This window comes from Halobacillus litoralis (assembly GCF_009856445.1).
Lineage (GTDB): Bacteria > Bacillota > Bacilli > Bacillales > Halobacillaceae > Halobacillus > Halobacillus litoralis.
On sequence record NZ_WMFA01000019.1, the window covers coordinates 1 to 13,693 of the forward strand.

Sequence of the window (13,693 nt, forward strand, 5' to 3'; positions counted from 1 at the left end):
GAAAAAATCTACATTGATTAATGGACCTTATTTACGTACCACATTTAAGAGTTACCTTGAATCACTGGTGGGTTAGTTTAAGGTCAGCTTCAACTGTCTCGAAATCAAGTTTTAAAGTAACGGGGGCAAATGTTAAGTAAGGTTTATAAGTTAAAAAATTACATTGATAATAAGAAGGACCCCACATTATAGGTGGGGTCCTTAACCAAGTATGGTCATTTTCTACATATTCTCACTAAATTGGTTAAAAATGTGAGGAAATTAGGTCATTACAAATGATAGTACAATACTTCTTTAATGTAAACATGCTTTAAATAATTAAAGAGTAGTTAAGCTTATCTTGATTTCAAGTCTTCATGAATTGGGGGCGTTTGCAGCACATAAGATCTTCCTCTTTGTATAGATATTGACATCAACATCAATGTCTTATTGAAGAAACATTTAAGACAATAAAAACAGTTAATTAGTGAGGAGATGAACGATGAACATTAGACAATTAAAAATAGACGAAAAACCTCCTATGGATTTATTATTGTTGGCTGATCCATCAAAACATATTGTTGAGGAATACCTCAGCCGAGGTGAATGTTTCGTAGCTGAAAGAGAGCAAGAGGTCATAGGGGTGTATGTTTTACTACCTACAAGACCTGAGACAATAGAGTTGGTGAATGTGGCAGTCATAGAAGAAGAACATGGTAATGGTATTGGTAAATTGCTAGTAATGAATGCAGTGGAGATATCTAAAACAAAGGGTTATAAGACAATAGAAATAGGGACCGGAAACTCAGGCATAGGACAATTAGCTTTATATCAAAAGTGTGGATTTAGAATTAATGGTGTTGATAGGGAATTTTTTATTAAGCATTATCCGGAAGAGATATTTGAGAATGGAATACAATGTAGGGATATGATTCGTTTATCTAAAGATTTATAAAATGATATCTTGAAATCAAGTCTTCCACTAATGGGGGGGCGTTTCTATAAAATACCTTATTGATTTATTTTCAAGTTTTTCATTTGTTGTTGGCTGTTTTATATTAGTTGTAGCTACGTGTTACCTTATTCCGTCCATAATTCTTGGAGGAGTGTTTTTATTAATTTCCGTTTTGTCTATCTTATTCGGAGTCTTCCTTGTTTGGGTTTCAAAACAATTTTAGCTACTAAACTGCAACCACGTGATGATATATTATCTTTAAATCGAGTCTTACATAAACGGTGGCTTTAGTTTAATAAGCTAATACATTAAATAACTTTCATTATAATGGAAGTTATTTTTTGTTAGTTACATCAAAACATAATTTTCTAAGAAAAATGATGTAACTTCTTTTTGTAAGGAAATCCCCACCAAGAGTTTCATCTGGGTAACTAAACATTAATATATCAATGTTTATATAGTCGCAACTAGTAGTTGCGTTAGATTGCAACTACATTTATCTTTACTTTTTATAAGGTTTTCAACAATATTGAGTTATAGATTAGATAAGGGTGGTTAACAAAATGGTTTTTAGTGAAAAATTGAAAGTTGAAAGAAAGAAAAAAGGTTGGTCCCAGGAAGAGTTAGCTGAACAACTTTTTGTGAGTCGGCAATCGATTTCCAAATGGGAAAATGGTCAAAGCTTTCCCAACATTGAAATTATCATACGCTTAAGTGACCTCTTCAAAATAACCATTGATGAATTATTACGTAGCGATGAAGAGTTGAAGGAAAAAGTAATCGAGGACAGTAAGAAGTTAGCTCATCCTAAGTTGAAATTTTCGTTTGATGTACTATTCTTAATAGGGTTTGTTTTTCTGATTATAAAAATAGGAATAATTATATTAAACAAATTCACTGCTTTGGAATTAACCTTATTGGGAGGTTCATTTTTCTGGAATTTCGGCCCCCTTTTGTTAATGGTTGGGGGAGGAATTGGTTCAGGTGTTTATAAAGAAAAGTATAAAGAGGACTAATTTGCCTTATAGACGATATTATATGCCTCGAATATCTTGATATCGAGTCTTAAACAAACGGGGGCAATTCTTTAATAGAAGAATTGCCCCTTCTTAGTGTTTTAAGTAGGTTAGTTGAAGACTAAGTTTCGAGAAATTAGAGTAATCTATTGGCAAAAGTAAAGTTGAGCTTATGGAGATTTTTTGAAATAATTGGTGCTAGTTGGGGATTTAAAGAACAGGGGATGCAAATGAAAACAGTAAAAATTTATTTAGTTTTAATGGTTTGTGTATTTCTAATAGGATGTACTGAGCAAAAGTCTTTTGAAGAGCAATTCAACGAAATAATGAATGATAAAAATAGCACTTACAATTTGTTTCACCATGAATTAAATGTTCTTGAAAAAGGTGATGCTTTTGCCTTCTTTGAGGGGGAAGGAAAGGTCTGGACCTCTTACTTTGAAAATATAGATAATAAATTGATACGTAGGTCGGGACATGGATTAGAGTGCAGTACTCCTGTCAATTGGACAGTAAATGAAAGAAGAATCATATCTGGATTAGTCTGTGATAGCAGTATTTCAAAAGTTACTGTAAATGGAGATCAAGCAAACTTTATTGAAATAGGTGATGGTAGAAGGTATTGGTTTCAAGTTATTCCTACATATCAGGAAGTCAAAGACATAAATGTGAAAAATGTAAATAGAGATGGGACTGAAAAATTTATTGAAAATACTCAATGACTCTTATAAAGACAATGGGCAATTTATTAATGAGTATAGTGCCCTCTGTCTCCTGGGGAGAGGGATAACTAGCTTTGAAGGAAGGAGATTTTAATGAACGAAATTACATATAGAGGAATTAAAGCTTTTTGTCTCGTCATAATAACGATTACACTTGTGTTTTTTTGTTTTCAAGTGAATGAGGTCATTGAAGAATTACAAAGTATTAGGGAGGGAATACATAATTTAGTGTCAGTTACTGCTAATAGTTAATCGGAAAATAATATCTTGAAACTGAGTCTTCAATTAACGGGGGCGATTGTTGAAAGGAGGAAAGGGTAGATTGAAGCAACTTATAAAATATATGGTCATATTTGTATGGGCTGTTCTCTTCTTATATTATTTTCAAGAGCTATTCCCAAAAAACATGTTATATTCCGTAATTGGAATGATAGGTCTATTGATAAGCTCATTATTTATACTTAGATTATTTGAAGGAAAAAAAAGCAGTTGACTATTTTATAACTATCTCATGTGATATAACTTTTTGAAATAATTATGTATTAATCCATCGGGCGCTAAAGTAAAGGAACAATATGAGATATCTCGACTCCGAGTCTTACATAAGCGGGGGCGTTTGTTCAGTTGGTAGCTAACTTTTATGGAGCTTAAGGACTGGAAAATGTAATAAAACCTATTCAATAAGGATGAAAAGCGTTTTTGGAGGGGTCTTAGTTATGAATTTTGTCAATCTATTAATAATACTATTATTAGGGGTGTCGATATTATCAGTTGGGTATATTCTGAAAAAAAGATGGATTAAATTACTATCTATAATTCCATTTGCTTTAGCATTAATAGAAATTACTCGCCAAAGCTTTTTGTAAGATGTATAAAGCAAGAGTTAATTTAGTGAAAGATTCCCTGTATTATATCTCGAAATCGAGTCTTCACGTAACGGGGGCGATTTTTCAATAGAGCGTTCGCCTTTAATACATAAGCATAACTATACAAAGTTTATAAATAGACAAATAATTGGGGGAGTATATGACAAATAAACAAAAGAATTATTTAGAAGCTATTATCGTAGCTTTATTATTTTTAGTCACCTTATTCTTTTTGGATGTACCTATATTTCTGTATGTTTTACTTGGCTCATGTATGCTCATAACAATATTTTTTATTGAGATTTGGGACTACAATGGAAAAAATTGAGATTAACACTATTTTAAGGGTGGTGTTAGTATTATCAAAAGTTTTATGAGCATTCTTGGCAATATCGCTATTGTATTATCCGCTATCCTATTTGTCATCGATCTATTCATCATTGATGATCTATTGATTTACTGGGGCACCTTAGTCCTTATCAATCAATGTACTGTTGGATACAGATATTACTTTAAAGAGGGTAGAAAGATATGGGGTACTATTTTGATGGGAACGATTGCGGTCGCATTTATTTTCATAGCAATCATTCTTGTTACTTAAGCTTTGGTAGAGCGGAAGTAATAGTGTGGAAGGTAATAAGCATCTTGAATTCAAGTCTTAAAGAAACGGGGGCAATAGTTTAAAAGGTAAGATCACACTTTACATACAAAAAACGTGACTCTAGTTAAATGCTAAATAAAAGGAGGGGAAATTTTGAAGAGGGTAGATGTAGCATATGTATTATTAACCGATGCAAAGAGTGAGAAGGTATTGATGGTTAAAAACGCCGGTAAAAATTCATCTTACTATACTCTTCCTGGAGGTGCAGTAGAGTATGGAGAGACTCTTCAAGAGGCAGCTATGCGTGAAGTTAAAGAAGAAACTGGGTTAGAGGTTAAGGTGGATGGGATTTTTTCAGTGATGGAAGCTTTCTTTGAAGAAAGAAATCACCACGCAGTCTTTTTTACCTTTTCAGGAAATATAGTGGGTGGTGAAATAAACATCTCCTTTCCTGAAGAAATTGAAGAAGTGACTTGGATGGACTTAGATTTGGCGGAAAAATTTTTACATCTACCTATGGAAGTAAGAGATATATTAAACAAGTCAGCACCTTATATTCTTAGAGGAAATGTGGAACACAACAAATAATTTATCTTGAAATCGAGTCGTCATGTAAAGGGGGCTTAGTTGTAAGAGGACTATTACTTTAGTGAGAAAGCTGGCGATATAAATATTATGAAAGGATGGTGTATATGGAAGTTACTTATCCAGCTGGTTTTAGGAACAGGTTTTTAGCAAGTGTTTTAGATTTTATTATTATATTTTTGGTAACAGGAATTATCTCTTACTTTCTATATGGAGTATTTTATGATGGTGAAAACTCTTACCCTACTGATATTTTAGGATTATTTTATACCTTGTTATTACCTGTTTTATGGTCTGGACACACGTTAGGGAGAAGAATGGCAGGCAATCGTATCGTAAGAATGGACGGGGGAAAAGTTGGGGTTGGTACAATGATATTAAGGGTTATAGTAGCAGGAATTGTCTATGCTCTTACATTAGGAGTTGGATTGATTGTAAGTGCCTTTATGATAGGGGTAAGAGAAGATAAACGTACGATTCACGACTTTATTGCGCAAACTTATGTGACAACATCCCCGCCAATCCGGAACTAAACTATGAGTAATGGAACTTAATCTATAGGGTGCTAAAGTAAAAGAGCATTATGAGATATCTTGAATTCGAGTCTTACATAAACGGGGGCGATTATTCAATATCATGCTTGCTTTCAACATTAATGATGTTTAATAAAATCGAAGCTAAGATAAAGGGGAATCGTTTTGGAAAGGAAAACTATGAACTTCGTAAAACTTTTATTAGGGGTAGTAGTAGGAATTGCAATTTATGAAGTGGTAAAAGGGTTATTTTTTTAAGTGATATTTATGGTGTGTAGTTAAATAATAGGTGTGTTACTTATAGTGTGTTTCAATTTACCTCGAATTCGTGTCTTACGTTAACGGGGGCGATTGTTCAATAAGGGCAATCGCTTTTTCACTATGTATTTTGAAACAAAATTGGATAAGTATCGTATATGTAATATGAGGATTTTCAATATAGTTGAACTAGGAAGACTATTGTACTTCTAAAATGGAGGTGTTGGATCGTTATGGATAATGGGGGCCAGCATAAACCGTTTAATGATGCTATAGCCCATAAACAAAACATTGAAGGTTATCCTAAAGCTAGCGGAGGAAAACTACCACTTCCAATAAAATTAATAGGATATTTTTTGTTTGGGAGTTTCTTCTTAATGATCTTAATTGGGGTTGTAGGAAACTTTCTTTTCAACTAACGCGAGCATTCATGAACAATACATTGTTTTTTTAAAACTATGTGGATGAATGTATTGAACTAAAGGAGCAGGTAAGTGGAATAGGTAATCAAGGGGATGTTTACTTGAAGAATTGGTGGAAATGGTTTTACACTGCTTTTGTGATGTTGATTACATTTACGATATTGCAGCATAGATTTTTAACTTGGATTACTTCAGAAAAACAGCGCTTTAATCTTCGTTCAACCATTTGCTTTACTACGGTAATATTCCAATGCTTCTTTCAATCGCTCATTTTCCTTTTTAAGTTCTTCTATGTTATTTTCTTGTTTCCATTTGTAAATTAGTAATCCAACTACAGCTACTAAAGATAGCCCCCATCCAATTGAGTAATTGTTTAAGTATGCTTTATTAGGAACCCTTCAAGGCTTTACTGAACCAATCCCCATTTCATCAAGTGGGCACTTGGTAATAGCACAGGAATTGTTGGGTATTGATGTTCCGAAAAATAATTTTGGTTTTGAGGTATTGATGAACTTTGCTTCACTTATAGCAGTGGTTATTATTTACAGAAATGATTTAATTAGGCTATCGAATAATGGTTTGAAATTTGTATTCAAACGTTCCGATACATATAAAAAAGACTTTATGTTTATCTTGTATTTAATAGTTGGTACTATTCCAGCAGGTGTTTTAGGTTTATTATTAGAAGATTGGTTATCAGAAAGATTGAAAGGAATTGTTCCAGTAGGTGTGGCATTACTAATCACAGGTATTGCTCTCTGGATTATTAGGAATTTCAATGGGAGAAAAAGTGATAAAAGCCTAAACTTTCGAGATGCAATAATAGTTGGTTTCGCACAAGCTATTGCTTTAATACCGGGTATCAGTAGGTCGGGGGCTACAATTGTGGCTTCTATGGGTGTTGGAATGCAAAGGGATACTGCGTTACGTTTTTCTTTTCTATTGTATATCCCGGTAAGTCTCGGCACCATCTTACTAAAAATCAATGATATATCCTTTGAGGGAGTGGTACTTCCTTATGCTGTGGCATTTATTTTGTCCCTTACATTTTCATACTTTTCTCTTAAATGGTTTATGGGAGTTATGGAACGAGGAAACCTAAAGTATTTTGCATACTACTGCTTTGGGGTGGGGTTATTAATTCTATCCATATTTTAAATTTACTTGAAGATATCTCGAAATCAAGTCTTCAAGTAACGGGGGCTATTCTAAAATAACATCTTATTTCAAAAAAGCAGCGCAACTTCTGATTTCAGAAGTTGCGCTGCTTTTTTGAATGGAACATTTACCAAGAAGAAATATCAACTTTAATAGGATCCAATTCTATTGGAGCGTTCGAACTGAAAATTCCAAAGGGAACCATAAGCGAATATTCCTTGAGATCGAAATTTGATTCTAGTTTAAATGTTGACTGTAAATGCAATTCTCCTTGATTAATAATTTTTCCATTATTACCGTAGATAAGTGAGTCGTCTTTTAAAGCTTCATACTGAGCTTGGCCATCCCCTTCTGCGATTACGTCTTTAGACCGGATAAGCTTAATTTGGTTGGCGAAATTAAGAAAGTTATCTTTCTTTAATTTTTCTTGGTTCACATTTTTAAGATAATAATCAATTGTTAACTGTCGATGGTTCATTTGAACATTTTCTACCACCATTTTGTATCCAAATCGCTTGCTCTGGATTTCAAAGGGAGTCTTCTGGAAAGGCTGTATCGTATCAAATTCATCTCTGCTTACTTTAGGATGAATCACAATATAGTCATCTTTCTCGTTGAGTGTACTCGTGAAAAGAGATTGCTCCTCCACTTTTATAGATCCATTGGTTTCATTTACAGCTAATGTTTTACCGATATTCCTTTTCGACAATTGGTTTCCCTGGGCATCCACCACGTCAAGATTAAAGTGGTCATCTTCTCCATTTGATGGCCGGGTGGTTGTGTAATTAATAATGGTCGTAGCTTCTCCTTTGGTTATGGAATGAAGACTAAAAGAATAGTCTCCTTTGGTTGTGGTAGCATCATTTATTTTTATTTTTTCTGGAGTTCTTTGTTCAATGGGAATGTCGAATTTCCATGTTCCTTTCTTACCTAGAATGGAAGTAAAGGTGATCGGCAGAGTAAAGTCCTCGCCTATGGATTGGTCGCGTTGCTGAAACTCCATGGCTCCGACAAACCCTTCCTCTGTTTCTTTTAATTGACTCATGGAACCTCCCCATTGATTTTGTTCATCTCCATCAAATAAATAATAACTATAACCAGCTTGTGGACTGTTTTTTCTGTCCATAGCCTCTATCGAAAGCTGGTCGGATGTTACTTTAAACGTAATACCAAGGAGAGTGTTGTCATAATAGGCACTGGTTATGGTTACGTCTACACCGTTACTTGTGGCTGTTTCATTAAGTTCTGTGACTAACTGTTTATTGAATAACTCACTCCCGACAGGAAAGGAAATTTCATCATAAACAAAATTTAGTAAAGGGACTTTCGCAAGGACTTCGGTTATGGGTGAAAAAACTAATCCAGAGACCAGGATCAGCGAAGCAGCTGCCGATGAGACCATGGCAGGTAACTTCCAGTGCTTTTTATTGGGAGTTTCTTTTTTACCTGCTTGAATGCCGTTTGTAATAGCCTTGTCTAACTCTTCTTCATGGACTTCAATTGAATTCCAACGTTCCTCAAACCAGTCTTTTTTCATCGATATTCACTCCCCCTAACACCTTTTTTAGTTCACCTTTGGCACGACGAAGGTACGTTTTAATGGTTCCTTCTGGCTTATCCATGATTTCAGAAATGGTGTGAATGGACTGGTCATGAAAATAAAAAAGGATAATAGCCGTTCTGTAATGGTAATCCAGGTTAGTTATCGCTGAGATTAAGTCGATTTTTTCTTCTACCTCTATGGATTCTTTCCTTTGGAAGTTAGAGAAGTCATCCGTAAGAACAACCTTCTTCTTCTTTTGAAGGACATCATAAGCCGTATGTATTAAAATCTTCATCAGCCAGGCGTTAAACAACTCAGGCTTTTTTAGCTGAGCTAAAGACACAAAGGCTTTGGTAACAGCTTCCTGTACAATATCGAGGGCGTCCTCTTTATTTCTGACATAGAGCCAAGCCGTTTTATAAAGTTTTTCTCTTTGTTCGTTAATTAATAATTCAAAGGCCTCTGCATTCCCTTTGATCGCTTTTTTGACCGTCTTTTTGTGTGCCAATGTGTCACCTCCTTACTTATATGAGGGAGCAGCCCTTTGAAAAGTTTCAATTTTTTTCATTTTTTTGAACTATGATAGACCTTAACATATAAAACTTGGATATAATCTATAAAAGTTCCAGATATTTTTGACTGTAGGAGGAATTATACGTATTGGAATTGAAGAAGAAAATAGAGGTATCTCACTATTTCGATGTAGGTAGAAATCCAATCATATTTAAATTTATCTCGAAATCGAGTCTTCCAGATAAGGGGGCGATTGTTCAATAAGAGCAATCGCTTTTTTACTATCGTTCAGGATAGTTGAAGTCTCAGTTTCGGAATAAATTTTCATGAAGGGTGTGGGGGATCTACCATCTCCCTCTACATTCACGTATGAAATTATACATATTTTAAATTACAAAAATTGAAACTTTGCCCCTTAGTTATCGTATAGAATTTCAAGATAGAAATGGGGGATTCGTTTGAAGGTCGCTAAATTTTGCATTAAATATCTTTTTGGTGTCATAGGTATAATTTTGATAAGTTGTATATCAGTTATATTCTCTAATGGATTTAATTGGAATCTAACGCTCTATTTTCAAAGCGTTGCACATGTAATAAAGCAGATATTAACTCCCTCAGAATGGGTCTTCCAACATCGTCTTAATTATCAATACTTAGAAAAGCCTCTCTTCTCTTATATATCAGATAACTACCTGTATTCTATGACCATTTTATTTTACGCGCTAGCTATTGCCATTGTAGTGGGACTTGTATTAGCTATATCGACCTTTGGGTTACCTAGAAAGATAAGTCGGTCCATACATACTGTTTTAAATAGTTTAGAAGCATTGCCAGATATTCTGTTTATATTCTTATTACAAATGTTCGTGGTTTGGTTTTTTAAGTCGTTTGATCTTTTACTTTTTCGATTTGTCTATTTAGGTGAAGAAAAAATTTACCTCTCTCCTATTTTGTCATTATGTATTTTACCAACTGTGCTATTTTACAGGACTTGTCTTTTACTACTGGAAGAAGAATGGAGAAAAGACTATGTTACATTAGCTAAAAGTAAGGGGCTAGGAAACACGACTATTCTTGTAAAGCATTGTTTAAGTAATATTAAAAGAAACCTAATTATTCAATCAAAGCCGATTCTGTGGCTTACATTGTCGAGTTTATTAGTTATCGAGTATTTACATAACTTCTATGGAATTGTGCGTTTAATCTTTTTTGATACAAGACCTTTTATCATGGCGGTATCATTGATTCTAATTTTCACTCCATTTTATTTCATTTATTCTTTGTTGGATTGGCTGGTTGGGGAAGAAACAAAAACGGGCACCTTATCTCCGCCTTCTATGCTAAAAAATGCCGAAGTTCTTCATCTCCAAAAATTTTCGCTTAAAGGGTTCATGGAAAGATTGATTTCCGTGTGGAGTGCACTTGTTAAACAACTTTTGCTATTACTTAAAAGCCCGAAGTTTCTTGTGGGTCTAGGGTATATTATTTTGATGCTGGGTATCAGCATATTGTATAACACACCAGTTGAAAATGCAGGGTTAGTGGAAGACGCAAAAGGAAACATTCAAGCTCCTCCTCATTCCTGGGGCGAAGGGAAGTTAATTTTCGGCTCCAATTTAAATGGATATCCTGTTCTACAAATGTTGATTGTCGGAGCGAAGTACACGATCTTGTTAACCCTCTTGGTTGCTCTTGCCAGAGTAGTTATCGGTTATATACTCAGCATCCCTTATATTTTCTGGTTAGGATCCCGGTCAAAGAAAGTCATTAATGGATTAGCTGATGGAATGCAGTTTTTGCCTATGACATTAATTGCCTACGTCTTACTTGTGGACATCGTGATTTTTGAGGAACATCAAAAACAACTTGCTGAATCGCTAATGGTTCCAAATATAGTATTAGAATTGACTATTTTGACTGTTTTCGCTCTCCCAGTCTTGTTGAATGTGATAGGACAGGAATCAGATGAAATCTTGAAAAAAGAGTACACTCAAGCTGCTATGCTTCTCGGAGCAAGTAAGGGAAGGATTTTCTTTAAACACATGACTCCCCATTTGGTTCCAAGGTTATTTTTATTACTTGGACAACAAATGATTCAAGTCCTACAGGTTCTCCTGCACCTTGGTGTGCTTTCAATTTTCTTAGGAGGGACGATACGAGGAAATAGAGAAGGGGCTTCCCAATCTTTGATCTATGAATGGACATCGCTCTTTGAGACGATGAGAATTGGAATAATGACAGAGAGATATTGGTTAATCATTCCTGTTTTAGTGTTGTACGTCCTTCTCATCTTGTCTATTCAAGCTGTCGTGAAAAGTCTTATTGAGAATCAGCAACGTAAGATAGGGATTCATTTAAAACCAAAAGTAAAGAAATCAATGGAATTTAATGAAGAGGGTAAATCACATATAGATAAGGAAATGTTCTCCTTTGTTAAAGAGGGAAAGTATATTTGAGTAATTTATCTCGAGTTCGAGTCTTCAACTAACGGGGGCGATTATTCAATAAGAATAGTAGTCCTTTCCTTATATAATTATTGGACAGAACTGTGGCAGTTGGTGGGGAAACGATTCCTAGGTAAGAAAATCTAAGAGTTAGAGGAGTGATTTTTTTGAAATACAAGCGAATTTTTATCATGGGTATAGTGGTAGGGGGAGCATTTTCTTATGTTTTAGGAAATGTACTGAACCTTTGGTGAATTTAAGACAATTAAACCCAAAAATATCATACTATTGTGAAGGCGGAACGGAACTATATAAAGATTTTAACCAGAATAATTCTCGCTTGTTTTTAGTCTGGTTATCTCGATTTCGAGTCTTACACAATCGGTGGGCGATAATTCAATAAGAATGGTCGCCTTTTTTACATAGAATCATGCATCTGATGTTCAACAATTCATTAAATTGCGCTCCTTTGAAAGTACCATAGATGTGAAAAATTATGATAAGGTGAGGGGTGGTCAAAGGAGGGGGCTTATGGAAAACAATCTATATTATCAATCAGGTCTTATTTTCATGATTGTAATGTATTTATTAGTAACTGTAATAGGTTTAGTGTTATCCATTATTACAGAAGATTCTATTATTACGAATAGGAAGAATAAGTACTTGTTCTTTTGTTTAAATTTAATAAACAGTTTCATCTTTCCCACTATCGTAATTAGTTCATTTCGTTATTTGGATATCGCCAGCACATTTTATCGTTTAGGTTATTTGTGTTCCATTGTAGCTTTTGTTCTATTTCAAATGCTTGTTTACAAGTTTTTGAATACTGTGGACGAAGAATAGATTTAAATAGATGTATATAAATTTTGGTCAGCATTTAGTGCAGGCTTTTTATTAAAGTGATGATCATGAGGCAAATTTCTATGGAGTGGCTTATTTATGAATTATATGTCTCCAATTCGAGACTTCAACTAATGGGGCCTTTCCTTAAACTAATAAAAGCTCAAGTACAGGATTTATTATTGTGATAGGAGGTTTTCCCTCTATGGAAAAAACACTATTCTTAGTTAATCTAGTGGCTAACTTCTTATTATTTTATAATTTGCTAAACCGTCCTTTTAACATCGTATTTAATGGAGGAGTCTTTTCTCAAATTCTATGGTTAATGATAATGCTATTTTTAACGTTTGTGACTTCTTTCTACACTTTTAATTATCTTAAAAAGAAGTATTCAGGTAGTTAGAAGATCTATAGGAGATGCTAAGTATTTCATTATTAGGGTAGACCGCACAAATACTGGGTAGGTAGACGGCGTGGTAAATTACTGGATACATAAGAATTGATCATATTATCTCAATACTGAGTCTTCAAGATAAGGGGGCTTTACTATAATAGGAAATATCATAAGTTAATATTTCTTGTTCACTTGTTTAGGCATAACCCCGATTAAAATAAAGAAAGAGGTGTGACATTGAGAAACGCTTTAGGGTATGGTTTCTTATTATTAATCATATTGTCAATTACAATATTCTTTAGCCTGAAAATGTTCATTAGTTTTGTTAATATTATCGGTTTTGGGTCAGTTTTAATTTCTGCTTTCCTTATGAAAACGTTTATTAGAAGGTCTGAATTAAATGTGGCTTCAACAGATAAAGGAGATAGAGAAGAAAGAAGGTTAGGAATGATGATTGGCATATTCGGTTCACCATTTCTGATTACTTCGATTATCTTTTTGATAACGTAAATAAAAGCAGTTTTAAGTTTTATAAGTAATGGCGAATTATCTCGAAATCAAGTCTTCATGAAACGGGGGCGTTGCTTTAATAAGCTGATTGGTTTAGTCAAAGTTTGAAAATTTAATATAGGGAGGGATAACTATTTTCTTGTTTTCAACAATCAGTGGTTTAAGTGTGGGGATGTAATTGCTCAATTTGTTTTCTTGCTTACTTTGGCTGCTGTAATAGTTGGGGATGTTTACACTTGTTGTGAATTCTAAAAAGAGAAACAACAATTAAGCTGAATTGAAGAAATAATAGACAAGCTTTCCTTAGGCGAAAAAAAGTAGCCTGAACTACATAAGCTATTAATGGGGGTTAGC

At 34.1% G+C, this 13,693-nt stretch carries 10 protein-coding genes; 8 read left to right on the plus strand and 2 right to left on the minus strand.

All coding sequences use genetic code 11. The features are described 5' to 3' along the window. Positions 1–481: 481 nt before the first annotated feature. The 7 genes from GLW00_RS19980 to GLW00_RS20010 all read left to right on the plus strand — a co-directional run bounded on the left by GLW00_RS19980 (position 482) and on the right by GLW00_RS20010 (position 7,095). On the plus strand, positions 482–934 hold the full coding sequence (locus GLW00_RS19980; RefSeq protein WP_160917002.1) for a GNAT family N-acetyltransferase: 453 nt from the start codon (positions 482–484) through the stop codon (positions 932–934). 563 nt (positions 935–1,497) lie between these two features. Beyond that, entirely contained in the window at positions 1,498–1,950 is a 453-nt protein-coding gene (locus tag GLW00_RS19985; RefSeq protein WP_160917004.1) for a helix-turn-helix domain-containing protein, read from the plus strand. Between the two features lie 149 nt (positions 1,951–2,099). Continuing rightward, positions 2,100–2,672, plus strand: a complete 573-nt coding sequence (locus GLW00_RS19990) for a hypothetical protein (RefSeq protein ID WP_160917006.1) — start codon at positions 2,100–2,102, stop codon at positions 2,670–2,672. Between the two features lie 1,239 nt (positions 2,673–3,911). Continuing rightward, complete coding sequence (locus GLW00_RS19995) at positions 3,912–4,139, plus strand: hypothetical protein (RefSeq protein WP_160917008.1); 228 nt, start codon at positions 3,912–3,914, stop codon at positions 4,137–4,139. A 153-nt stretch (positions 4,140–4,292) separates the two neighbouring features. Next, on the plus strand, positions 4,293–4,727 hold the full coding sequence (locus GLW00_RS20000) for an NUDIX hydrolase (RefSeq protein WP_160917009.1): 435 nt from the start codon (positions 4,293–4,295) through the stop codon (positions 4,725–4,727). A 104-nt stretch (positions 4,728–4,831) separates the two neighbouring features. Then, positions 4,832–5,257 carry an RDD family protein gene (locus tag GLW00_RS20005; protein WP_160917011.1) on the plus strand — a complete coding sequence of 142 codons (426 nt, stop codon included), beginning with the start codon at positions 4,832–4,834 and terminating at the stop codon, positions 5,255–5,257. Between the two features lie 1,049 nt (positions 5,258–6,306). Then, positions 6,307–7,095, plus strand: a complete 789-nt coding sequence (locus GLW00_RS20010) for an undecaprenyl-diphosphate phosphatase (protein ID WP_160917013.1) — start codon at positions 6,307–6,309, stop codon at positions 7,093–7,095. 127 nt (positions 7,096–7,222) lie between these two features. Here GLW00_RS20010 and GLW00_RS20015 read toward each other — a convergent pair whose 3' ends face one another. Further along, the gene (locus tag GLW00_RS20015; protein ID WP_160917015.1) at positions 7,223–8,632 is read right to left on the minus strand and encodes a DUF4179 domain-containing protein; all 1,410 of its coding nucleotides are present in this window, start codon (positions 8,630–8,632) and stop codon (positions 7,223–7,225) included. After that, on the minus strand, positions 8,613–9,146 hold the full coding sequence (locus GLW00_RS20020) for a sigma-70 family RNA polymerase sigma factor (RefSeq protein WP_008637533.1): 534 nt from the start codon (positions 9,144–9,146) through the stop codon (positions 8,613–8,615). Before GLW00_RS20020 ends, GLW00_RS20015 begins: the two co-directional genes overlap by 20 nt. A gap of 463 nt (positions 9,147–9,609) precedes the next feature. On the opposite strand from GLW00_RS20020, the gene GLW00_RS20025 reads away from it, so the two are divergent. Next, on the plus strand, positions 9,610–11,607 hold the full coding sequence (locus tag GLW00_RS20025) for an ABC transporter permease subunit (RefSeq protein WP_160917016.1): 1,998 nt from the start codon (positions 9,610–9,612) through the stop codon (positions 11,605–11,607). The last annotated feature ends 2,086 nt before the right edge of the window (positions 11,608–13,693 follow it).